The sequence below is a fragment of the Paracoccus simplex genome, assembly GCF_042648325.1.
In the GTDB taxonomy this organism is placed as follows: domain Bacteria; phylum Pseudomonadota; class Alphaproteobacteria; order Rhodobacterales; family Rhodobacteraceae; genus Paracoccus; species Paracoccus simplex.
This window is the reverse complement of the sequence record NZ_JBHRXE010000017.1, coordinates 24233-47468: the sequence shown is the minus strand read 5'-3', so window position 1 is coordinate 47468 and position 23236 is coordinate 24233. Positions and strand designations below refer to the sequence as shown.

General features: G+C 67.8%; 22 protein-coding genes. 17 read left to right on the top strand and 5 right to left on the bottom strand.

The window, feature by feature from the left end; genetic code table 11:
* Window positions 1-40: 40 nt before the first annotated feature.
* The gene (locus ACFOMP_RS07635; RefSeq protein ID WP_379029130.1) at window positions 41-1270 is read right to left on the bottom strand and encodes an aminopeptidase P family protein; all 1230 of its coding nucleotides are present in this window, start codon (window positions 1268-1270) and stop codon (window positions 41-43) included.
* A 103-nt stretch (window positions 1271-1373) separates the two neighbouring features.
* Between ACFOMP_RS07635 and ACFOMP_RS07630 the strand changes: the two genes are divergently transcribed.
* The 10 genes from ACFOMP_RS07630 (at window position 1374) to paaZ (ending at window position 11312) form a co-directional block, all read left to right on the top strand.
* Complete coding sequence (locus ACFOMP_RS07630) at window positions 1374-2282, top strand: LysR substrate-binding domain-containing protein (protein WP_379029127.1); 909 nt, start codon at window positions 1374-1376, stop codon at window positions 2280-2282.
* Window positions 2283-2357: 75 nt separating this feature from the next.
* Window positions 2358-3191 carry a PaaX family transcriptional regulator gene (locus tag ACFOMP_RS07625; protein WP_289896520.1) on the top strand — a complete coding sequence of 278 codons (834 nt, stop codon included), beginning with the start codon at window positions 2358-2360 and terminating at the stop codon, window positions 3189-3191.
* A 160-nt stretch (window positions 3192-3351) separates the two neighbouring features.
* Window positions 3352-4557, top strand: a complete 1206-nt coding sequence (gene pcaF, locus ACFOMP_RS07620) for a 3-oxoadipyl-CoA thiolase (protein ID WP_379029124.1) — start codon at window positions 3352-3354, stop codon at window positions 4555-4557.
* Window positions 4558-4576: 19 nt separating this feature from the next.
* The gene (paaA, locus tag ACFOMP_RS07615; RefSeq protein ID WP_019352084.1) at window positions 4577-5566 is read left to right on the top strand and encodes a 1,2-phenylacetyl-CoA epoxidase subunit PaaA; all 990 of its coding nucleotides are present in this window, start codon (window positions 4577-4579) and stop codon (window positions 5564-5566) included.
* Between the two features lie 55 nt (window positions 5567-5621).
* Entirely contained in the window at window positions 5622-5906 is a 285-nt protein-coding gene (paaB, locus tag ACFOMP_RS07610) for a 1,2-phenylacetyl-CoA epoxidase subunit PaaB (RefSeq protein ID WP_019352085.1), read from the top strand.
* Window positions 5906-6760 carry a 1,2-phenylacetyl-CoA epoxidase subunit PaaC gene (paaC, locus tag ACFOMP_RS07605; RefSeq protein ID WP_379029119.1) on the top strand — a complete coding sequence of 285 codons (855 nt, stop codon included), beginning with the start codon at window positions 5906-5908 and terminating at the stop codon, window positions 6758-6760. Before paaB ends, paaC begins: the two co-directional genes overlap by 1 nt.
* A gap of 5 nt (window positions 6761-6765) precedes the next feature.
* On the top strand, window positions 6766-7287 hold the full coding sequence (gene paaD / locus ACFOMP_RS07600; protein WP_379029116.1) for a 1,2-phenylacetyl-CoA epoxidase subunit PaaD: 522 nt from the start codon (window positions 6766-6768) through the stop codon (window positions 7285-7287).
* Between the two features lie 31 nt (window positions 7288-7318).
* Entirely contained in the window at window positions 7319-8395 is a 1077-nt protein-coding gene (gene paaE, locus ACFOMP_RS07595; protein WP_379029113.1) for a 1,2-phenylacetyl-CoA epoxidase subunit PaaE, read from the top strand.
* 19 nt (window positions 8396-8414) lie between these two features.
* Complete coding sequence (locus ACFOMP_RS07590; RefSeq protein WP_379029110.1) at window positions 8415-9167, top strand: Phenylacetic acid catabolic protein; 753 nt, start codon at window positions 8415-8417, stop codon at window positions 9165-9167.
* 72 nt (window positions 9168-9239) lie between these two features.
* Window positions 9240-11312 carry a phenylacetic acid degradation bifunctional protein PaaZ gene (gene paaZ / locus ACFOMP_RS07585; protein WP_289896526.1) on the top strand — a complete coding sequence of 691 codons (2073 nt, stop codon included), beginning with the start codon at window positions 9240-9242 and terminating at the stop codon, window positions 11310-11312.
* 341 nt (window positions 11313-11653) lie between these two features.
* On the opposite strand, the gene ACFOMP_RS07580 is transcribed toward paaZ, so the two are convergent.
* The 4 genes from ACFOMP_RS07580 to paaG form a co-directional block, all read right to left on the bottom strand.
* Window positions 11654-12253 (bottom strand): TetR/AcrR family transcriptional regulator, encoded by a 600-nt coding sequence (locus ACFOMP_RS07580; RefSeq protein WP_379029107.1) that lies wholly within the window; start codon window positions 12251-12253, stop codon window positions 11654-11656.
* Window positions 12254-12382: 129 nt separating this feature from the next.
* Window positions 12383-13693 (bottom strand): phenylacetate--CoA ligase PaaK, encoded by a 1311-nt coding sequence (gene paaK / locus ACFOMP_RS07575; protein ID WP_289895963.1) that lies wholly within the window; start codon window positions 13691-13693, stop codon window positions 12383-12385.
* Between the two features lie 28 nt (window positions 13694-13721).
* Complete coding sequence (gene paaI, locus ACFOMP_RS07570) at window positions 13722-14153, bottom strand: hydroxyphenylacetyl-CoA thioesterase PaaI (protein ID WP_379029232.1); 432 nt, start codon at window positions 14151-14153, stop codon at window positions 13722-13724.
* A gap of 29 nt (window positions 14154-14182) precedes the next feature.
* Window positions 14183-14971, bottom strand: a complete 789-nt coding sequence (gene paaG / locus ACFOMP_RS07565) for a 2-(1,2-epoxy-1,2-dihydrophenyl)acetyl-CoA isomerase PaaG (protein ID WP_379029104.1) — start codon at window positions 14969-14971, stop codon at window positions 14183-14185.
* A 102-nt stretch (window positions 14972-15073) separates the two neighbouring features.
* On the opposite strand from paaG, the gene paaN reads away from it, so the two are divergent.
* From paaN to ACFOMP_RS07530, 7 genes are all read left to right on the top strand, one after another.
* Complete coding sequence (gene paaN / locus ACFOMP_RS07560; protein ID WP_379029101.1) at window positions 15074-16723, top strand: phenylacetic acid degradation protein PaaN; 1650 nt, start codon at window positions 15074-15076, stop codon at window positions 16721-16723.
* Window positions 16724-16754: 31 nt separating this feature from the next.
* Window positions 16755-17903 carry an ABC transporter substrate-binding protein gene (locus ACFOMP_RS07555; RefSeq protein ID WP_289895967.1) on the top strand — a complete coding sequence of 383 codons (1149 nt, stop codon included), beginning with the start codon at window positions 16755-16757 and terminating at the stop codon, window positions 17901-17903.
* Between the two features lie 84 nt (window positions 17904-17987).
* On the top strand, window positions 17988-18860 hold the full coding sequence (locus tag ACFOMP_RS07550; RefSeq protein ID WP_289895968.1) for a branched-chain amino acid ABC transporter permease: 873 nt from the start codon (window positions 17988-17990) through the stop codon (window positions 18858-18860).
* Window positions 18860-19819: a branched-chain amino acid ABC transporter permease gene (locus ACFOMP_RS07545; protein WP_289895969.1), complete on the top strand. Its 960-nt coding sequence runs from the start codon at window positions 18860-18862 to the stop codon at window positions 19817-19819. The genes ACFOMP_RS07550 and ACFOMP_RS07545 overlap by 1 nt, the downstream gene beginning before the upstream one ends.
* Window positions 19816-20595, top strand: a complete 780-nt coding sequence (locus tag ACFOMP_RS07540; protein WP_289895970.1) for an ABC transporter ATP-binding protein — start codon at window positions 19816-19818, stop codon at window positions 20593-20595. The genes ACFOMP_RS07545 and ACFOMP_RS07540 overlap by 4 nt, the downstream gene beginning before the upstream one ends.
* Window positions 20582-21283, top strand: coding sequence for an ABC transporter ATP-binding protein (locus ACFOMP_RS07535; RefSeq protein ID WP_289895971.1), 702 nt, complete (start codon window positions 20582-20584; stop codon window positions 21281-21283). Before ACFOMP_RS07540 ends, ACFOMP_RS07535 begins: the two co-directional genes overlap by 14 nt.
* Window positions 21284-21287: 4 nt before the next feature.
* Window positions 21288-23228 carry a 3-hydroxyacyl-CoA dehydrogenase NAD-binding domain-containing protein gene (locus ACFOMP_RS07530; protein ID WP_379029095.1) on the top strand — a complete coding sequence of 647 codons (1941 nt, stop codon included), beginning with the start codon at window positions 21288-21290 and terminating at the stop codon, window positions 23226-23228.
* Window positions 23229-23236: the final 8 nt, after the last annotated feature.

The window sequence follows — 23236 nt, the reverse complement described above, 5'->3', positions numbered from 1 at the left end:
AAGCGGCCCGCCTGGCGGATGCCGGCGGGCCGCTGGGGGATCAGGCTGCCTTGGCCTTGCCCGTCACGATCAGATGTTCGGGGCCGTAGGGGAAGCCGGTGATGTTGCGGTTGCCGGCCTCCTCGATCACCAGGATGTCGTGTTCGCGGTAGCCGCCGGCCCCGGGCATGTTCTCGGGGATGGTGATCATCGGCTCCATCGAGACCACCATGCCGGGCTCCAGAACGGTGTCGCAATCCTCGCGCAGTTCCAGCCCGGCCTCGCGGCCGTAATAGTGGCAGAGCACGCCGAAGCTGTGGCCATAGCCGAAGCTGCGGTATTGCAGCAGGTTCTCGGCCGCATACATCTCGTTCAGTTCTGCGGCGATCTCCGAGCATTTCTTGCCCGGCACAAGCAGTTCCTTGCCGCGGTCATGGACCTTGCAGTTGAACTCCCACAGCCGGATATGCTCGTCGCTGGCATGTTCGGCGAACAGCGTGCGCTCCAGCGCGACATAATAGCCGGCAACCATCGGGAAGCAGTTCAGCGACAGGATGTCGCCGGCCTCGATCCGGCGCGAGGTGACGGGGTTGTGGGCGCCGTCGGTGTTGATGCCCGACTGGAACCAGGTCCAGGTATCCAGCAGTTCGGCATGCGGCCAGGTTCTGGCGATCTCGCGCACCATGGCGGCGGTGGAATGCAGCGCCACCTCGTGCTCGGGCACCCCCACCGCCGTCGCCTCGACGCAGGCGGCGCCGCCGACATCGGCGATGCGGGCCATCTCGGTGATATGGGCGATCTCTTCGGCCGACTTGACCATGCGCAGCCGCATGGCGGGGGCGGCGATGTCGACGAACTCGACGCCGGGAAACTCCGCCTTCAGCAGCTTCAGCAGGTCGATGTTCACATGGTCGAACTCGATGCCGATGCGCTTGGCGGCGCCGACCAGCTGGCGGATGGCGTGGAAGTAATTGTCCTTCTGCCAGTCGGTATAGGTAAGGTTGCCGCCGAAGGTGCGCCGCCAGGGCTGGCCGCCGTCGATGCCGGCGCTGATCGAGGTCGCCTTGTCATGGTCGACCAGGAAGCCGTAGCGGCGGCCGAACTGGCAATAGAGGAAGTCCGAATAATAGTTGATGTTGTGATACGAGGTGAACAGCGCCGCGTCGATGCCGGCCTGTGCCATATGCGCCCGGATTGCGTCCAGGCGGCGCTGCATCTCGGCCGCCGAGAAGGTCGGCTGCGCCTTCCGCCCGTTGCCGACATAGTTCTGCAGTTTTTCGCGTTCGGTCATCTATGGTCTCCCGGTTAGGTTTCGTTCAGATTGCCGTCGCATTTGCCCTGCGTCAAAAGACCATTTATAATCAAACCGATTAGAAATTCTTATCCGAGGCACCATGACGACCGCCCCTCTGAACGCCCTGCGCGCCTTCGAGGCGGTGGCGCGGCTCGGCAGCTTCCGCGCCGCCTCCGAGGCGCTTTTCGTGACCCAGCCGGCGGTCAGCCACCAGATCCGGCATCTGGAGGAATGGTTGGGCGCGTCGCTGTTCGACCGCAGCGGCCGGGTGCCGCGGCTGCTGCCCCATGCCCAGGCCCTGGCCCGCGACCTGACGCTGGCCTTCGGTGGCATCGACGCGGCCTGCCGCCGGGCCCGCCACGCGCCCGCCGCCGATTTTCTGGTTGTCGCTGCCATCCCCTCGGTCGCGGTCTGCTGGCTGATCCCACGCCTGCCGCGCTTTCGCGAAAGGCATCCCGAAGTGCAGTTGCGCGTCATCTACGCCCATCACGGCCACGAGATCGACTTCGGCGATGTGGACCTGGCGTTCACCTTTGCCGCCGCGCGGCCGATGGGCGCCGGCTTCCGCTCGGAACCGTTCCTGAGCGGGATCAGCGTTCCGGTCTGCAGCCCGGCGCTGCTGGATGGCGAGGCGGTCGAGAGCCTGACGCCGCAGCGGATGCTGGGCCTGGGCCTGCTGCATGACGCGGACCCGGCCGGGTGGCAGACCTGGCTGCGACGGGCGGGTCAGCCGCTGCCCGAAACGCTGCCCGGGCCGATCTTCGAGGATTTCAACCTGCTGCGCGCCGCCGCCCTGGCGGGGCAGGGGGTGGCGCTCTGCTCGTTGGCGATGGTCGCACCGGACCTGGCCGAGGGCAGGCTGGTGCGGCTGTCGGATATCGCGGTGCTGGAGCAGTTCGACTATTACCTGACCCGATCCGACGCCGCGCCGCCGAACAGCGACCGCATCGAGGCCCGGCGGGTCTTCGTCGAATGGCTGATGGCCGAGCGGGCGCAGATGATGCCCTGACATGTCACGCGACTGGCGAATACCGCCGGCTGTTTGTAATATATTGCCGCGGATGGGTCCGCAGGCGGAGAGATCATGTTCGACGGCAATCTGCTGGCCGGCATCCTGCGGGGGCTGGAACTGCGCTCGGCTTCCTTCATCGTCACCGTCTATGGCGATGTGGTGGTGCCGCGCGGCGGCGTCCTGTGGACTGGCACGCTGATCGAGATCTGCGCCCGTGTCGGTATCAGCGAGTCGCTGGTGCGCACCGCCGTCTCGCGCCTGGTCGCCGCCCATCGCCTGCGCGGCGAGCGTGCCGGGCGGCGCAGCTATTACCGGCTGGACGCCTCGGCCCGCAAGGAATTCGACCAGGCGGCCCGGCTGCTCTATGCGCCCGACCCGGTTTCGGAGGGCTGGCAGATCATCCATGCCCCGGCGATGACCGAGGATCAGGCCCGCCATCTGCGGCTGGGCCGCATGGGCGGCACGGTCTTCATCCGCCCCGATCGCGGCCAGGAACCGCCCGAGGGCGCGGTGGTCTTTCAGGCCCGGGACCCGGAGGCGGCTGCGGAACTGGCGCGCTACTGGGATCTGTCGGCGCTGCAGGGCCGCTATCTCGAGATGCTGGGCCGTTTCGGGGATGTGCTGGAGCCGGCGCGGCGCGGCGCGCTGCCGGACGAGACGGCGCTGGTGGTGCGCCTGTTGCTGGTCGAGGTCTATCGCAAGGTGTTGCTGCGCGATCCGCGCCTGCCGGCCCGCGTGCTGCCGCCAGACTGGCGCGGCGGCGCGGCGCGGGACCTGTTCCGCCGGCTCTATGCCGCCCTGTCGCCGGCGGCCGAGCGTCATATCGCCAGCCGCTTCGAGGGCGTGGATGGCTTCCTGCCGGCCAGAACGGCGGAAAGCGCCAACCGGATGGATGGAATGCTATGATGCAATATCATGATAAGAAAAGAAAATTTTACGGACGCGCAAAAACATCACAAGATGGGCGCAATTTTTTCTTCCGGTGTAATGTTTCTCGCGCTATAAGCTGACCAATCGGTCGGCGAATTGGGAGAATCGCCGGTTTTCCAAGGCAAAGGGAACAGGCATGCAGGAAGCCTTCATCTGCGACGCGGTGCGCACACCCATCGGGCGCTATGCCGGCGCGCTGGCCTCGGTCCGGGCGGACGATCTGGCGGCGATCCCGCTCAGGGCGCTGATGGAACGCAATCCGGGCGTGGACTGGTCGGCGGTGGACGACCTGATCTATGGCTGCGCCAACCAGGCCGGCGAGGACAACCGCAATGTCGGCCGCATGGCGGTGCTGCTGGCAGGGCTGCCGATCGGCGTGCCGGCGACCACGGTGAACCGGCTTTGCGGCTCGGGCATGGATGCGGTCGGCATGGCGGCCCGCGCGATCAAGGCGGGCGATTGTGATTTCGTCATCGCCGGCGGGGTCGAGAGCATGACCCGCGCCCCCTTCGTGATGCCCAAGGCGGAAAGCGCGTTTTCCCGCTCGAACGCGGTTTATGACACCACCATCGGCTGGCGTTTCGTCAACCCGGCGATGAAGGCGCGGTTCGGCGTCGATTCGATGCCGCAGACCGCCGACAACGTCGCCGCCGATTTCGCTGTCAGCCGCGCCGACCAGGACGCTTTTGCCGCCCGGTCGCAGGCCCGCTGGGAAGCGGCGCAGGCGGCAGGGGTCTTTGCCGACGAGATCGTGCCCGTCACCATCCCGCAGAAGAAGGGCGAGCCCGTCGTCGTCGACACCGACGAGCATCCCCGCCCCGGCACCACCGCGGAAACGCTGGCGAAGCTCAAGGGCGTGAACGGCCCCGACCTGACGGTCACCGCCGGCAACGCCTCGGGCGTGAACGACGGCGCCGCGGCGCTGGCGATCCTGTCGGGCGAAGCCGCGAAGCGGCACGGCTTGGTGCCCAGGGCGCGCATCGTCGCCATGGCGGCGGCGGGGGTCGAGCCGCGCATCATGGGCATCGGCCCGGCGCCGGCGGCGAAAAAGGTGCTGGCGCGCGCGGGACTGACCATCGAGCAGATGGATGTGATAGAATTGAACGAGGCCTTCGCCAGCCAGGCGCTGGCGACCTTGCGCGATCTTGGCCTGCCCGACGACGCCGCCCACGTCAATCCGAACGGTGGCGCCATCGCGCTTGGCCATCCGCTTGGCATGTCGGGGGCCCGGCTTGTGACGACGGCGATGTATCAGTTGCATCGCACCGGCGGGCGCTATGCGCTCTGCACCATGTGCATCGGTGTGGGACAAGGGATCGCCATCATCATCGAACGCGTTTGATCCAGGGGAGGATCCAGCCATGTATGCCCAGCTCGTGAAATCCGAAGGCAGCAAGTCCCGTGAGGAGATGACGCCCGAGGAGCTTGCCTTCCAGGAACGCATCGACCGCGGCGAAAAGATCGAGCCCAAGGAATGGATGCCCGAGGGCTATCGCAAGACGCTGATCCGCCAGATCGGCCAGCACGCGCATAGCGAGATCGTCGGCCAGCTGCCCGAGGGCAACTGGATCACCCGCGCCCCCACGCTGGAGCGCAAGGCGATCCTGCTGGCCAAGGTGCAGGACGAGGCCGGGCATGGGCTGTATCTCTATTCGGCGGCCGAGACGTTGGGCGTCAGCCGCGACGAGCTGATGGAACTCTTGCATGCCGGCAAGATGAAGTATTCCTCGATCTTCAACTATCCGACGCTGACCTGGGCCGACATGGGCGCGGTCGGCTGGCTGGTCGATGGCGCGGCGATCATGAACCAGGTGCCGCTGCAAAGGACCAGCTACGGCCCCTATTCCCGCGCCATGATCCGCATCTGCAAGGAGGAGAGCTTCCACCAGCGCCAGGGCTACGCCATCATGATGAAGATGGCGCAGGGCACGCCGGCGCAGAAGCGCATGGCGCAGGATGCGCTGAACCGGCTGTGGTATCCCTCGCTGATGATGTTCGGGCCGTCCGACAAGGACTCGGTGCATTCCGCGCAGTCGATGGCGTGGAAGATCAAGATGAACACCAATGACGAGCTGCGGCAGAAATTCGTCGACCAGACCGTGCCGCAGGCGGAATATCTGGGCCTGACCGTGCCCGACCCGGACCTGAAATGGAACGAGGAGAAGGGCGGCTACGATTTCAGCGAGCCGGACTGGTCCGAGTTCTACGACGTTCTGGCCGGCAACGGGCCCTGCAACAAAGATCGGCTGGGCGCCCGCGTCAAGGCCTGGGAGGACGGCGCCTGGTTCCGCGACGCGCTGGTCGTCCATGCCGAGAAGGCCGCCGCCCGCCGGGCGCAGGCCGCCGAATAACCCGTCATCGCCAGGAACACGCGCCAGCCGCGCAACCAAGTTTAGGGAGAGAACCATGTCCAAGGAATGGCCGCTCTGGGAGATCTTCATCCGGGGTCAGCACGGGCTGAACCACCGCCATGTCGGCAGCCTGCATGCGCCCGACGCCGAAATGGCGATCATGAACGCCCGTGACGTCTATACGCGCCGCAACGAAGGCGTGTCGATCTGGGTCGTGCCCTCGGCGCAGATCACCGCCTCCAGCCCCTCGGACAAGGGGCCGCTGTTCGAGCCGTCGAACTCCAAGGTCTATCGCCATCCGACCTTCTTCGACATTCCCGACGAAGTGGGGCATATGTGATGCCGTCGCTGCCCGACATGAACACGCCCGAGGTGGCGGATCTGGCCCGGCGCAAGGCCGAAGCTCATCCGAACCATCCCGCCGCGCCGCAGCCCGATGCCGGGCAGGAGGCGTTCTTCGAGGCGCTGCTGCGCCTCGGCGACAGCACGCTGATCCTCGGCCATCGTGTGTCCGAATGGTGCGGCCACGCGCCGGCGCTGGAGGAGGACATCGCCCTGGCCAATGTGGCGCTGGACCTGATCGGCCAGACCCAACTGTGGCTGGGTCTGGCGGCCGAGGTCGAGGGGCAGGGCCGGACCGCCGACGACCTGGCCTATCTGCGCGACGCCTGGGATTTCCGCAACCTGTTGCTGGTCGAGCGTCCGAACGGCGATTTCGGCCATACGCTGATGCGGCAGTTCCTGTTCGACGCCTGGCACCACGAGTTGCTGAAGGGCCTGTCCGCATCCTCGGACCCGCGCGTGGCCGAGATCGCGGCCAAGGCGGCGAAAGAGGTGGCCTATCACCTGGAACGCTCGTCCGATCTGGTGGTGCGGCTGGGCGACGGCACCGAGGAAAGCCACCGCCGGACGCAGGAGGCGCTGGATGCGCTCTGGCCCTATACGGGCGAGATGTTCATCGGCGACGACAAGGATGCCCAAGTCGCGGCGCGCGGCATCTTCCCCGATCAGGCCAGCCTGCGCCCGGCATGGGACGAGACCCTGCGCCATGTGCTGGGCGAGGCGACGCTGCAGATCCCCGACAGCCCATTCGCGCACAAGGGCGGCAGGCAGGGCACCCATACCGAGCATCTGGGCTATATCCTTGCCGAGATGCAGTTCCTGCAGCGCGCCTATCCGGGCGCAAGCTGGTAACGGCCATGGCCGCTGCGACCCATCCCAGCGTCGAGGCAGTCTGGGGCTGGCTCTCCGAGGTTCCCGATCCGGAAATCCCGGTGCTCAGCCTGACCGACCTGGGCATCATCCGGGGCGTCGAATGGCAGGGCGACACGCTGGTCGTGAAGGTGACGCCGACCTATTCCGGCTGTCCCGCGACCAGCATCATCAACCTGGATATCGAGACCGCGCTGCGCGGCCACGGCATCGGCAAGCTGCGGCTGGAACGACAGATGTCGCCGCCCTGGACCACCGACTGGATCACGCCGGAGGGGCGGGAAAAGCTGCGCGCCTATGGCATCGCGCCCCCCATCGACGGCACGGCGGCGGACGGGCAGATCGCCGGGCGCATCGCCCGGATGACCGGCACGAACTTGACCATCGCCTGCCCGCGCTGCGGCTCGGCCAATACCGAAAAGATCAGCCAGTTCGGCTCGACCCCCTGCAAGGCGAGCTATCGCTGCAAGGACTGTCTGGAACCCTTCGACTATTTCAAATGCATCTGAGAATGCGCCCCGCTTCAGGAAGGATACCCACATGGCACGCTTCCACCCGCTGAAGGTCACCGATGTGCGCCGAGAGACGCGCGACTCGGTGGTCGTCACCCTTGCGCCCCGTGACGAGGACCGGGCGCTGTTCGACTTTACCCAAGGCCAGTATCTGACCTTCCGCCGCGAGTTCGATGGCGAGGAGCTGCGCCGCAGCTATTCGATCTGCGCCGGCAAGGACGAGGGCGCGCTGCGCGTCGGCATCAAGCGCGTCGATGGCGGGGCCTTCAGCACCTGGGCGAACGAGAACCTGGCGCCGGGCGACGAGATCGAGGCGATGCCGCCCATGGGCAAGTTCTACAGCGAGATAAACCCGGCCGCCGGGCGGCAGTACCTGGCCGTCGCCGCCGGTTCCGGCATCACCCCGATCCTGTCGATCATCAAGACGGTCCTGGCGCGCGAGCCGCGCTCGCAGTTCACGCTGGTCTATGCCAATCGCCAGATCAGCTCGATCATGTTCCGCGAAGAGCTGGAGGATCTGAAGAACCTCTATCTGGGCCGCTTCTCGGTGCTGCATGTGCTCAAGGCCGAGGCGCAGGAGATCGACCTGTTCACCGGCCGCATCGACGCGGGCAAGATGGCGGCGCTGTTCCAGCACTGGATCGACGCGAGCGCGCTGGACACCGCCTTCATCTGCGGCCCCGAGGGCATGATGCTGGCCGTGGCCGCGTCCTTGCGCGACCATGGGCTGCGCGACGACCAGATCAAGTTCGAGCTGTTCGCCAGCAGCCAGCCCGGCCGGGCCAAGGCCCGCGCCGTCTCGCGCGAGGCCGCGACGCAGGGCAACGGCACCGCCGCCACCGTGACGCTGGACGGCGCCACCCGCAATTTCCAGATGCCGCGCGAGGGCGAGACGATCCTGGACGCCGCCATCGCCAACCACATGGACGCGCCCTATTCCTGCAAGGCCGGGGTCTGCTCGACCTGCCGCTGCAAGGTGCTGGAGGGCGAGGTCGAGATGGCGGTGAACCACGCGCTGGAAGATTACGAGGTCCGGGCGGGCTATGTGCTGTCCTGCCAGGCCTATCCGGTCAGCGACCGGGTCGTCGTGACCTATGACGAATGACCGGACGGGAGGGGGAACCATGTCTGACACCATGAGCATCGAGGACTATCTGGCCCAGGGCGGCGTGCTGACCGCGCCGGGCAACGTGCCGGCCCGCTATCGCGGCGAGCTTTTGCGGCTGATGTCGTCTTTCGTGGACAGCGAACTGGCCGCCTCGGCCGGGTTCGCCAATGCGATCAACTTCGCGCCCGGCATCAAAGAGCGCATCGCGGCCAGCCGCATCACCCTGGAAAAGGCCGACCACGCCGAGCAGGTGCTGGCGGTGATGGGTGATTTCGGCACCGATGTCATGCGCTACCAGACCAGCCACGACTGGGCCGCCCGCGTCGCGCGCGAGGCCGATCTGGGCGCGGCGCGCCGGCCCGGCGACATGCGGCTGTCGGTGTTCCACTATCCGATCGCCGGCTGGACCGATGCGGTGGTGATGAACGTGCTGCAGGGCCTAGCGACCGGGGTGCAGATGACCGAGCTGACCCGCGTCTCCTACGGCCCGCTGGCCGAGGTCTTCCGGCAGATCGCCCCGCGCGAGGCCCGCCATGCCCAGCTGGGGCTGGAAGGGCTGGAACGCATCGCCGCCACCCCGAAGGGCAAGGCCGAGATTCTGGCGGCGCTGGATTATTGGCGGCCGCGCGTCGCGGCGGGCTTCGGCCTGTCGCAATCGGCACGGCACGAAATGCTGCGCCGCCTTGGCCTGCGCCACCAGCCGAACGAGGCGTTGCTGGCGCAATGGGAAGCCCAGGTGCAGGACGAACTGGCCCGGCTGGGCCTGTAGGATGGCGGGCGGCGGGGGACAGGCCCCGCGCCTTGCCGGCAAAACGCGACCGGAAACGCGAAGGAAACGCACATGAACGCAGTCACCCGCAACCCGCGCCGCCTGGAAAGCTATGTTTGCGGCGGCTGGACGCCCGGCTCGGGCGAAGGCCAGGCGCTGCTGGACGCCGCCACCGGCGAACCGGTGGCGCTGATCGACTCGACCGGGCTGGATTTCGCCGCCGCGCTGGCGCATGGCCGCGAGGTCGCCGGGCCAGCGTTGCGCCGCATGTCCTTTCACGAGCGTGCGGCGATGCTCAAGGCCCTGGGCCAGGCGCTGATGGCGCAGAAGGAAGAGTTCTACGCCGAAAGCCTGCATACCGGCGCCACCCGCACCGACGGCTGGGTCGATATCGAGGGGGGGATCGGCACCATGCTGACCTATGCCTCGAAGGGCCGGCGCGAACTGCCGAACACCCGCGTGCTGACCGATGGCGATATCGAGCCGCTGTCGCGCGACCATACCTTCAGCGCCCAGCATATCCTGTCGCCGCTGCAGGGCGTGGCGGTGCATATCAACGCCTTCAACTTCCCGATCTGGGGGATGCTGGAAAAGATCGCGCCGACGCTGCTGGCCGGGGTGCCCTGCCTGGTGAAGCCCGCCAGCCAGACCGCCTATCTGACCGAATTGATGGTGCGGCGCATCGTCGAGACCGGCATCCTGCCCGAAGGCGCGCTGCAGCTGATCTGCGGCTCGGTCGGCGATCTGCTGGACCATGTCACCGGACAGGACGCGGTGACCTTCACCGGCTCGGCCTGGACCGGGCGCAAGCTGAAGGCGCATCCGGCGGTCATTGCCAATTCCGTGCGCTTCACCATGGAGGCGGACAGCCTGAACGCCTCGATCCTGGGTCCGGACGCCGTGGCGGGCACGCCCGAGTTCGACTTGTTCGTGAAGGAGGTCGCGCGCGAGATGACGGTGAAGGCGGGGCAGAAATGCACCGCGATCCGCCGGGTGATCGCGCCGCGCGCGCAGGTGCAGGCGCTGGTTGCGGCGCTGGGGGAGCGGCTGGGCAAGACCGCGCTCGGCCTGCCGGGCGAGGAAGCCACCCGCATGGGTCCGCTGGCCAGCCTCGATCAGCGGCAGGAGGTGCGCGAGCGCATCCGCGAGTTGCAGGCCGTGGCCGAGATCGTGGCCGGCGACCCCGGGGAGGTGCGCCTGGCTTCCGGCGATGCCGGCAAGGGCGCCTTCCTGAACCCGGTGCTGATGTATGCCGAAAAGCCCTTCGCGGCGGCCGCCGTGCATGAGGTCGAGGCTTTCGGCCCCGTCTCCACCGTCATGCCCTATGACGACCTGGACGAGGCGATCCGGTTGACCCGGCTGGGCAAAGGCTCGCTGGTTTCCTCGGTCTTCACCGACGATCCCCGGGTGGCCGAGGAGGTGGTGCTGGGTGTCGCGCCCTTCCACGGCCGGGTGCTGATCGGCAACCGTGCCTCGGCCAAAAGCTCGACCGGTCACGGCTCGCCCCTGGCACCGCTGGTCCATGGCGGGCCGGGCCGCGCCGGCGGCGGCGAGGAGATGGGCGGCATCCGCGGCGTCAAGCATTACATGCAGCGCACGGCGGTGCAGGGCACGCCGCGGCTGCTGTCGGCCGTCACCGGCCGCTGGATCGAGGGCGCCGATGCGCAGCAGGGCATGCATCCCTTCCGCAAGTCGCTGGCCGAGCTGCGCATCGGCGACCAGCTGGTCACGGCGACGCGCACCATCACCCGCGAGGATGTCGAGCATTTCGCGCATTTCACCGGCGACACCTTCTATGCCCATATGGACGAGGCGGCGGCCAAGGCGAATCCGTTCTTCGACGACCGCGTGGCGCATGGCTATCTGATCGCCAGCTTTGCGGCCGGCCTGTTCGTCGAGCCGAACCCCGGCCCGGTGCTGGCCAATTACGGCGTGGACAACCTGCGCTTCCTGACCCCGGTCTATTTCGGCGACACGCTGCAGGTGCGGCTGACCTGCAAGGAGATCAACCCGCGCGAGAATGCCGAGCATGGCGAGGTGCGTTGGGACTGCCAGGTCACCAACCAGAAGGACGAGGTCGTGGCGCAATACGACGTGCTGACCATGGTGGCCAAGGAATGGCCGCTGGCGCGGGCGGCGGAATAAGCCGGAAGGGCGGGGCGGTGCTTCGGGATCGCCCCGCCCTTCCGAAATTGCGATCGACGCCGCCCGGCCATCATGATCGACTTCTCCGATCCAGATCCGGCTGAAATCGACGCTGTTTTTGACGAATGCCTCGACCTTCGCGGCTATGCTGCCCCCGCTGTCGAAGATGCGGTCGAAACGGTCATGGAAGACGGCTGCTCGGGGGTGAGCACCCGGTTCTATCGCTGTCCCCGCCAAGATGACAGGCTGCCGGCTTGCCTTGCGGTTTCCTGCCAGCGCCGCGAACGGCAGCGGTTGCCGCCTCGGCCAAGATCAAAAGCGGGATGCCGGGTCTTGCCGCGTCACCGCACCGCCTTGATCCCCTCCAGGATCAGGGTGGTCGCCACGTCGGCGTAATCCTCGCGCGTGATGCGGCCGCCGTCGCGGAACCACATGTAGACCCAGTTCATCATGCCGAACAGCGACATCGTGACCGGGGTCAGCAACGGGCGCTGCGGGTTGTCGAGGTCGGGATTGATCTGGCGCAGGACCACGGCGAAACGCTTGACGATATGCCGCTCGACGCCAAGGATCTCGGTTTTCTGCTCTTCCGACAGGGCCGAGGTGGCGTTCAGCTGCACCTTGTGCTGGTTGTCGGCGCCGCGATAGCTCTCAAGCACCGTGCCCACCAGCCGGCGCAGTCGCTGCTGCGGCGGCAGGGTGGGGTCGTCGGCCGCCTCGATGGCGGCGTCCAGCTCCTGCAGATGGGTGATGATGATCGCGAAGATCAGCGCATCCTTGCTGGGATAATAGTGGTAAAGCAGTGCCTTGGAGATCTGGCCATGCGCCGCGATCTGCGACATCGAGGCCTTTTCCATCCCCTGCTCGGCAAAGACCGCGGCCGCGCTGTCAAGGATGCCGCGCCGCTTTTCCTCGAAATCAACCGCTCGGGTGCGAGCCATGGGTTCCTCTTTGCATCGCGTGCCCGCCTGATGAATTGACGGGAAAAATCAGGGGGGCGCGAGCCCCCCTTGCTTGCGTTTAGCGGTTTTGCGCCGCCCTGTCACGGGCAGCGCCTCGCCGCGCTTGCGTCATTCCTTGGGGCGGTTGTCGATGACGCGCTTGGCCTTGCCCTCGGAGCGGGCGATGGTGTCGGGATCCTGCACCTCGATCCGGGTCGAGACGCCGACCACGCTCTTGATGTGATGCGCCAGCACCTTGGCCGAGGCGGCGCGGGCATCGGCATCGGCCATCGCGGGCGCGCATTCGACATGGACGGTCATGGTGTCCATGCGCCCGGCGCGGGTCAGCTCGATCTGGAAATGCGGGGCCAGGCCGTCGCATTTCAGGATCTGTTCCTCGATCTGGGTCGGGAAGACGTTGACGCCGCGCAGGATGATCATGTCGTCGCTGCGGCCGGTGATCTTCTCGATCCGCCGCATGGAGCGCGCGGTCCCGGGCAAGAGCCGGGTCAGGTCGCGGGTGCGGTAGCGCACCATCGGCAGCCCTTCCTTGGTCAGCGTGGTGAAGACCAGCTCGCCCAGCTCGCCATCGGGCAGCACCTCGCCGGTCACCGGGTCGATGATTTCGGGATAGAAATGATCTTCCCAGATATGCAGCCCGTCCTTGGTCTCGACGCATTCCATGGCGACGCCGGGGCCCATGACTTCGCTGAGGCCGTAGATGTCGACGGCGTGCATGTCGAAGGCTTCCTCGATTTCCTCGCGCATGGCGTTGGTCCAGGGCTCGGCGCCGAAGATGCCGATCTCCAGCGAGGATTCGCGCGGGTCGAGGCCCTGGCGGCGGAATTCGTCCAGGATCGACAGCATGTAGCTGGGCGTCACCATGATGATGCGCGGCTTGAAGTCGTTGATCAGCGTCACCTGCCGCTCGGTCATGCCGCCGGACATCGGCACCACGGTGCAGCCCAGCCGCTCGGCCCCGTAATGCGCGCCCAGCCCCCCGGTGAACAGCCCATAACCATAGGCGTTGTGCAACATGTCGCCGGTCCGGCCGCCGGCGGCACGGATCGAGCGGGCGATCAGGTTCGCCCAATGGTCGATATCGGCCTGGGTATAGCCCACCACCGTCGGCTTGCCGGTGGTGCCGGACGAGCCGTGGATGCGCACCAGCCGGGACTGCGGCACGGCGAACATCCCGAAGGGATAGGTGTCACGCAAGTCCTGCTTGACCGTGAAGGGGAATTTCGCGATGTCGCGGAGCGACTTCAGATCCTCGGGATGCACGTCGTGCTCGATGAAGCGCTTGCGGTAGAACGGCGAGTTCTCGAAGGCATGTTTCAGCGACCGCTTCATGCGGTGGAACTGCAGCGCCTCGATTTCGTCGCGCGAGGCGGTCTCAATCGGGTCGAGATCCTTTCGGTTGGGGGACAGGTCTTGCATGGTTTCCTCCCTTGCGATGCGGGTCCGGTCAGGCTTCGACCGGCAGGTGGGTGCCTTTGACGGTGCGCGAATGGCCGCGGAATTCGGCCACATGCTCGCCGTCCTGATTGGTGATGCGGATGTCGTAGATGCCCGAACGGCCGCGGCGCGACACCTCGCGCGCCTCGGCCGTCAGCCGGTCGCCGATGCGGCCGGGGATCAGGTAGGTGATCGAGCAATGCTGGGCCACGACCAACTGATTGTAGCTGTTGCAGGCGAAGGCGAAGGCGCTGTCGGCCAGGGTGAAGATATAGCCGCCGTGACAATTGCCGTGCCCGTTCGACATCGCCTCGGTGATGATCATCGACAGCGTCGCCTGGCCGGGCGCGATATGGTCGAGGCTCATGCCGAGCCGCTGGCTGGCGGAATCGTCGTTCCACATCGCTTTTGCCGAAGCCTCGGCCAGCTCCTGCGGGGTCATCTGCGGGACGGGTTTCACGGCGGCGTCCTTCATTGTCCCTTGAACTCCGGCTTGCGCTTTTCGAGGAAGGCGGTGACGCCCTCGGCATAATCGGCGCTGCGGCCGGCCTCGCGCTGGCAGTCGCGCTCCAGGTCGAGTTGCTGGTCGAGGCTGTTCGTGGCGGCGGCCTGGATCAGCCGCTTGGTCAGGCCAAGGCCCAGCGTCGGCCCCGCCGCCAGAGCGGCGGCCAGCGCCCGGGCCTCGGGCAGCAGCGCCTCGTCCTCGACCGCCTTCCAGATCAGGCCCCAGTCGGCGGCCGTTGCGGCCGGCAACGGCTCGGCCAGCAGGGTCAGCGCCTTGGCGCGCGGCTCGCCCAGGATGCGGGTCAGGTTGAAGCTGCCGCCGGCATCCGGGATCAGGCCGATCTTGGAAAACGCCTGCACGAACTTCGCCGACTTCGCCGCCAGCACGATGTCGCAGGCAATGGCGATATTGGCGCCGGCGCCGGCGGCGACGCCGTTCACGGCGCAGACGACCGGCTTTTCCAGGCTGCGAATCAGCCGCAGGGTGGGGTTGTAGAAGGTCTCGAGCGTCTGCCCCAGATCCGGCGCGGGGCCGCCCTTGCGCGGGTCGCGGTCGCCCAGGTCCTGCCCGGCGCAGAAGCCGCGGCCCGCACCGGTCAGCAAAACCGCGCGCACCTGCGAATCATCATGGGCGCGCTGGAATCCGGCGCGCAGCGCCAGATGCATTTCCTCGTTGAATGCGTTAAGCTTTTCCGGCCGGTTGAGCGTCAGCGTCAACACGCCGTCGGCAAGAGACGCAAGCACGGTATCCGTCATTCGTGAACTCCCTTGCCCCAGAATTTTGGGGGTCCTCGAAGATTCATGTTGCATAAACCGACCGGCCGGTCAATGATAATCTCCAGTCCAGGGAGGGATAGCATGACCGCGTTTTTCGACCACCACCGGCCGATGCTCGATGCCGCGCTTCGGGCTTTGCACAGTCGCGCATTCTGGACTCCTTTTCCCGAAATCCCTAGCGGCAAGATCTATGGCGAAACCGCGCGCGAGGACGGGGCTTCCGGCTTCGAGGCCTTGCTGGGCAAGCCCTTCGACCTGCCGGGCCACCCCGAGGAGACCCGACTGGGCGCCGAGGAATCGCCCTATGGCCGCGCGCTGGGGATCAGCTATCCGGCTGCCGCGCCGCAAACGCTGATCGCGGCGGCGCAGGCGGCGGCGCCGGCCCTGGCCGAGGCCGGGGTCGAGGCCCGAATCGGTGCCTGTCTGGAAGCGCTGGTGCGGCTGAACCGGGCGAGCTTCCTGATGGGGAACGCGGTGATGCACACCACAGGGCAGGCCTTTGCCATGGCCTTCCAGGCGGGGGGGCCGCACGCCCAGGATCGTGGGCTGGAAGCCGTTGCCATGGCATGGGAGGAAATGTCCCGCTTCCCGACCGAGGCGCGCTGGGAAAAGCCGCAGGGCAAGGCCGCGCCGCTGCTGATCGAGAAGCATTGGTCGCTGGTGCCTGCCGGGCTGGCCCTGGCCATCGGCTGCAATACCTTCCCGACCTGGAATTCCTATCCCGGCATCTTCGCCAGCCTGGCGACCGGCAACCCGGTGATCGTGAAGCCGCATCCCGCCGCCATTCTGCCGCTGGCGCTGGCGGTGCGCACCCTGCGCGAGGTGCTGACCGAGGTCGGGCTGCCGGCCGATTCGGTGCTGCTGGCGGTGGATACGCCGGAAGCTCCGACCGCCGCGCATCTGGCCACCGACCCGGCGGTCAGGCTGATCGACTATACCGGCTCGAACGCCTTCGGCGCCTGGCTGCGCCAGAACGCCCGGCAGGCGCAGCTGTTCACCGAGGAGGCCGGCGTGAACAGCGTCGCCATCGCCGCGACCGAGGATTTCACCGGCATGTGCGAGAACCTGGCCTTCTCGCTGGCGCTGTATTCGGGACAGATGTGCACCTCGCCGCAGAACATCTACGTGCCCGAGGCCGGGATCGACACCGACCAGGGCCGCAAGAGTTTCGACGAGGTGGCGGCGGCGCTGGCCGCGGCCATCGACGGGCTGCTGGCCGATCCGGCGCGGGCCGCGGGGGTCTGCGGCGCCATCGCCAACCCGGCGACGCTGGAGCGGGTGCAGCAGGCGCGGGGATTGGGCCGGATCGTGCGCGATTCGCATCCCGTGGGGCAGGGGCGCAGCGCCGCGCCGCTGCTGCTGGCCATGCGCGACGGCGACGCGGCGGTCGAGGGCGAATGGTTCGGCCCCATCGCCTTCGTCATCGCGGTGCCGGATGCGGCGGCCGGCATCGCCCGCGCCGCCGACCTGGCGCGGCGCAAGGGCGCGATCACCGCTGCGCTTTACGACACCGATGCGGCGCGCGTTGGCGCGGCCGCACGCGCCTTTGCGCAGGCCGGCGTCAACCTGTCGGTCAACCTGACCGGCAACATCTTTGTCAACCAGTCGGCGGCCTTCAGCGATTTCCACGTTACCGGGGCCAACCCGGCCGGGAATGCCAGCCTGACCGACACCGCCTTCGTCGCCAGCCGGTTCCGTCGCGCCATGTGGCGGCGTCCTGTGGCGGCCTGACCGTTTCACGTTCTCTGGGAGGAGGAAAACCATGATCAAGACCACCCTGACCACGACCGTTCCGGCCGCGCTGATCGCGCTTGCCTTGGCCTCGGCCGCCAGCGCCGAAATCAGGATCGGAGCCTCGGTTTCGGCGACCGGCCCGGCCGCCTTCCTGGGCGATCCCGAGGCCAAGACGCTGGAGATGCTGGTCGAGGACCTGAACGCCAAGGGCGGCATCAATGGCGAAGAGATCGCGCTGGTGCTTTACGACGATGGCGGCGACGCCAACAAGGCACGCACCTTCGCCACCCGCCTGATCGAGGATGACGAGGTGCAGGCCATCATCGGCGGCACCACCACCGGCACCTCGATGTCGATCCTGTCGGTGGCCGAGGATGCCGAGATTCCCTTCATCTCGCTGGCCGGCGCCATCGACATCATCGACCCGGTGAAGCCCTATACCTTCAAGACCCCGCATACCGACCGCATGGCCTGCCAGAAGATCTTCGAGGACATGCAGAAGCGCGATATCGCGAAGATCGGCATGATCTCGGGCACCGACGGCTTCGGCGCCTCGATGCAGGCGCAGTGCAAGGAGGTGGTCGGCGATTACGGCATCGAGATCGTGGCGGACGAGACCTATGATCCCAAGGACGCCGACATGACGGCGCAGCTGACCAAGATCAAGAACGCCGAGGGCGTGCAGGCGGTGCTGAACCCGGGCTTTGGCCAGGGTCCGTCCATCGTGACGCGCAACTACAAGCAACTCGCCATCGACCTGCCGCTCTATCAGTCGCACGGCGTCGCCTCGGACGGGTTCATCGAACTGGCTGGCCCGGAGGCGGCCGAGGGCGTGCGCCTGCCCGGCACCGCGCTGCTGGTCGCCGAGCTGCTGCCCGAGGGCGACGCGCAAAAGCCGGTCGTCACCGCCTACAAGGCGGCCTTCGAGGAAAAGACCAAGACCCCGGTCGGCACCTTCGGCGGCTATGCACATGACGCCTTCCTGATCCTGACCGATGCCATCATCCGCGCCGGCTCGACCGAGCCCGGGGCGATCCGCGACGCCATCGAGGCGACCAAAGGCCTGGCCGGCACCACCGGCATCTATTCCTTCACGCCCGAGAATCACCTTGGTCTCGACCTCTCGGCCTTCCGCATGCTCGAGATCAAGGGCGGCGACTGGACGCTGGTCGAGTAAGCGGCTGAATTCCGGCCCTCGCGCCCTAGGGGGCGCGGGGGAATGCGCCTGCCACCCACGCACAAGACAGACGCCGGAGAGCACATGTCAGAGTTCTTGCAGTTCCTCTTTTCCGGGGTGACGGTCGGCGCGGTCTATGCGCTGGTCGCCCTTGGCTTCACCATCATCTACAACGCCTCGGACGTGGTGAACTTCGCCCAGGGCGAATTTGTCATGCTGGGCGGCATGATCACCTGGTTCGCCCATGCTGCCGGCCTGCCGTTGCCGCTGGCGGCGCTGATCGCCATCGTCGCCACCGCCGCGCTGGGGGTGGCGATCAACAAGCTGGCCATCGAGCCGGCGCGCGGCGCGCCCGTCGTGTCGCTGATCATCATCACCATCGGCGCCTCGGTCTTCCTGCAGGGCGCGGCGCAGCTGGTGTTCGACAAGCAGATCCACAGCTTCCCGGCCTTTTCCGGCGATACGCCGCTGCGCATCGGCGGCGCGACCATCCAGCCGCAAAGCCTGTGGGTGATCGGCGGCGCGCTGCTGGTCTTTGCCGGCCTGTGGCTGTTCTTCACCCGCACGCTTCTGGGCCGGGCGGTGCTTGCGACCTCGAACAACCGGCTCGCGGCGCAGCTCGTGGGCATCAACACCAATTTCGTGATGACGCTGTCCTTCGCGCTGTCGGCCGGCATCGGGGCGCTGGCCGGGGTGCTGGCGACGCCGATCACGCTGACCGCCTATAATGTCGGCATCGGCTTCGCGCTGAAGGGCTTTGCCGGCGCCATGCTGGGCGGCATGGGCAATCCCAAGGGCGCGCTGGCCGGCGGCTTCCTGATCGGGCTGATCGAGGCGCTGACCGCGGGCTACCTCTCCTCGACCTACAAGGAGGCCGCGGCTTTCGTGGTGATCCTGCTGGTGCTGTTCTTCATGCCGCAGGGCCTGTTCGGCCGCAAATCGACGGAGCGGGTGTGATGCCGAAACTCTCCGCCAAATCCGCCACGCTGCTGGTGCTGGCCGCGCTGATCGCGGTCACGCCGTTCTTCTTTCCCTCGGGCTATTACTACCGGGTCGGCGCGCTGATCTTCGTCAACGGCCTGGCCGTGACCGGCATCGTGATCCTGACCGGCTATGCCGGGCAGATCAGCCTGGGCCATGCCGGTTTTGCCGGCATCGGCGGCTATGCCTGCGCGCTGGCGCCGACGCATCTGGGTCTGCACCCGTCGCTGGCGGTGGTGCTGGGCGCGGCGGTCTCGGCCGTGCTGGCTTACCTGGTCGGCCGGCCGATCCTGCGGCTCAAGGGCTATTACCTGGCCGTCGCCACGCTGGGCTTCGGCATCCTGGTCTCGATGGTGCTGAACAACGAACGGGCGCTGACCGGCGGGCCCGACGGCATCGAGGTTCCCGACCTGGGCCTGCGCGGCGTCCTGAAGGACTGGGGGCTGGAGCTGAGCAACGGCCAGTTCTGGTATTTCCTCTGCGGCATCGCGCTGATGATCGGCGCCTGGATCGCGCTGAACCTGCATCAAAGCCCGACCGGCCGCGCCCTGCGCGCTTTGCACGGCTCGGAAATCGCCGCCCGCACCGTGGGCGTGGACGTGGCGCGGCTCAAGCTGCAGGCCTTCGTCATCTCGGCGGTCTATGCCTCGGTCGCGGGATCGCTGGTGGCGCTGCAGAACAAGTTCATCACCCCCGATATCGCCGGCTTCATGCATTCGATCGAGATGGTGACCATGGCCGTGCTGGGCGGCGCCGGCTCGGTGCTGGGCGCGATCTTCGGCGCGGGCGTGCTGACGCTGCTGCCGCAGGCGCTGACGGTGCTGGCGGAATACGAGCAGCTGGTCCTCGGCCTGGTGATGATGCTGGTGATGATCTTCCTGCGGGACGGGCTTCTGCCCTCGATCCTGCGCAAGCTGCGGGGGACCGGCGAATGACGCTGCTTTCGGTCGAGGGTCTGGGCATCACCTTCGGCGGCCTCAAGGCCGTGAACGATGTCAGCTTCAAGGTCGAGCCGGGCGAGATCGTCTCGGTCATCGGCCCGAACGGCGCCGGCAAGACCACGCTGTTCAACATGATCTCGGGCGTCTATCAGCCCGGTTCGGGCCGCGTGGTGCTGAAGGGCGAGGACGTGACCGGGATGCGCCCCGACCTGCTGGCGCGGCGCGGCATGTCGCGCACCTTCCAGAACCTGCAGATCTTCCAGGCCATGACAGTGCTGGAAAACGCCATCTCGGGCTTTCACCTGCGCGAAAAGGGGCCGGTGCTGGCCGACCTGCTGAACCTGCCCGCCTCGCGCCGCCGCTCGCGCGAGGCGCGGGACGGCGCGCTGGCGCTGCTGGCCCGCGTGGGCCTGGACCGCGCCGCGGATCGCGAGGCGGGGAACCTGTCCTATGGCTCACTCAAGCGGCTGGAAATCGCGCGGGCGCTGGCGATGAACCCGGCCGTCCTGCTGCTGGACGAACCCGCGGCCGGCTGCAACGCCGTCGAGACCGAGGAGATCGACCACCTGATCGCCGAGGTCGCGGCATCCGGCACCGCCATCCTGCTGGTCGAGCATGACATGAAGATGGTCATGCGCATTTCCAGCCATATCGTCGTGCTGGACCATGGCGAGAAGATCGCCGAGGGTGCGCCGGCCGAGGTCAGCCGCAACCCGGCGGTGATCGCCGCCTATCTGGGAACCGAGGAGGGTGCCGATGCTGACGGTTGAGGGCTTGCGCTCGCGTTACGGGCGCATCGAGGTCTTGCACGGCATCGACCTGCATGTCGATTCCGGCGAGATCGTCACCGTGGTCGGCGCCAACGGCGCGGGCAAGACCACGCTGCTGCGCTGCCTTTCGGGCGTGCAGCCGGTCTCGGCCGGGCAGATCACCTTCCGGGGCGAGCCGCTGGCCGGGGTGCCGGCGCATCGCCGCCCGGCGCGCGGGCTGACGCAATCGCCCGAGGGCCGGCAGATCTTCACCAATCTCACGGTCGAGGAGAACCTGCGCCTCGGCGCCTTCCTCTACAGCGACGAGCGGGTGGAAAAGGACATGCAGGACGCGTTCCAGATGTTCCCGATCCTGCGCGAAAAGCGCAACCTGGCGGCCGGCGGGCTGTCGGGCGGCCAGCAGCAGATGCTGGCTATGGCGCGGGCGCTGATGGGCCGGCCGTCCTGCCTGCTGTTGGACGAGCCGTCGATGGGTCTGGCGCCGATCATCGTGCAGCAGATCTTCGACGTGGTCAGCGGGCTCAAGGCGCTTGGCGTCACCGTGCTGCTGGTCGAACAGAACGCTTTCGGCGCCCTGAAGATCGCCGACCGGGGCTATGTCATGGAAACCGGCCATATCATCATGCAGGGACCGGCGGCGGAACTGATCGCCGATCCGCGCATCCGCGAAGCCTATCTGGGGATCTGAGGAAATGACCGTCACCATCGCCCGCCAAGGGGAAATCGCCATCGTCACCGTGGACAATCCGCCGGTCAACGCGCTGTCCACGGCGCTGCGGCAGGGGCTGTGGGACGCGGTGGGCGCGCTGGACGCCGACGCCTCGGTCGCGGCGGTGGTGCTGGTCTGCGCCGGCCGCACCTTCATCGCCGGGGCCGACGTGACCGAATTCGGCAAGCCGCCGCAGCCGCCGCACCTGCCCGACCTGGTGGACCGCATCGAAGGCGCCACGAAGCCCTGGGTCGCGGCCATCCACGGCTCGGCGCTTGGCGGCGGGTTCGAGGTGGCGATGGGCTGCCGCTTCCGGGTGGCCGCGCCCGACGCCTCGGTCGGCCTGCCCGAGGTTGGCCTCGGCATCGTCCCCGGCGCCTCGGGCACGGTGCGCACGCCGCGCCTTGCCGGCGCCGCGCTGGCGGCGGAGCTGGTGACCTCGGGCCGGCCGATGCCTGCGCCGAAGGCCTTCGCCGCCGGGCTGGTCGATGCGGTGATCCAGGGCGACCTGCGCGACGGCGCCGCAGCCTTTGCCCGGCAGGCGCTGACGCGGCCCTTGCCGGCGCCGGTCTCGGCCCGCCCGGTTGCCGCGCCCGCAGCGGGTTTCTGGGCCGAGCAGGAGAAGGCCGTCGCCAAGACCGCCAAGGGCGCCGCCGCGCCGTTGCGGGCGCTCGATTGCCTGCGCAAGGCCGTCGAGGCGCCCTTTGCCGAGGCCATGGCCTTCGAGCGCCAGACCTTCCTGGAACTGCGCGGCTCGGACCAGGCGGCGGCGCTGCGCCATGTCTTCTTCGCCGAGCGCGCCGCGCCGCGCCCCGCCGCCCTGCGCGGGGTGGAACCCCTGCCGCTGCGCCGCGCGGCCGTCATCGGCGGCGGCACCATGGGCGCGGGCATCATCGCCGCCCTGTGCGAGGCCGGCCTGCCCGTCACCCTGATCGAGCGCGACGACGCGGCGGTGGCGCGCGGCCTGGCCAATCTGCGCGGCATCTTCGCGGGCGGCGTCAAGCGCGGCAAGCTGACCGAGGCGCAGGCCGAGGCGCTGACGGCCGGTGTCACCGGGACCACGGATTATGCCAGCATCGCCGATGCCGATCTGGTGATCGAAGCGGTGTTCGAGGAAATCGGCGTCAAGCGCGCCGTGTTCGAGCAACTCGCCCGGGTCTGCCGCCCGGATGCGGTGCTGGCGACCAACACCTCCTATCTCGACCCGCGCGTCATCGCCGAGGGGCTGCCCAATCCCGGGCGTTTCATCGGCCTGCATTTCTTCAGCCCGGCCAATGTGATGAAGCTGCTGGAGATCGTGCCCGCGCCGGACACCTCGGACCGCACGCTGGCCACCGGCTTCGCGCTGGCGCGGATGCTGAAAAAGATCCCGGTCCGCGCCGGCATTTGCGAGGGCTTCATCGGCAACCGCATCCTGAAACGCTATCGCGCCGCGGCCGAGGCGTTGGTCCGCCAGGGCGTGCCGATTGCCGAAATCGACGCCGCCATGCGCGGTTACGGCTTCGCCATGGGGCCGTTCGAGGCGCAGGACCTGGGCGGGCTCGACATCGCCTTCCTGCAGCGCGAGGGCGCGCGGGCGGCGGGGCAGGACGTGCCCGAGACGCTGGGCGACATCCTGGTCCGCGCCGGCCGCAAGGGCCAGAAAACCGGCGGCGGCTGGTATGACTATGCGCCGGGCGAGCGCCGGCCGCAGCCCTCGGCGGTGGCGGCCGAACTGCTGGCGGACCAAATCCGGCCCGGCCCGGCGATGAGCCGCGAGGAGATCGCCCAGGCCCTTGTCAGCGAAATGGCCGCCGAGGGCCGGGCGATCCTGAACGAGGGCATCGCGCAAACCCCCGCCGACATCGACCTGGTCGAGATCCACGGCTACGGCTTCCCGCGCTGGCGCGGCGGGCCGATGTTCGCCACCGGCCGCAAGGGCTGATACCGCGC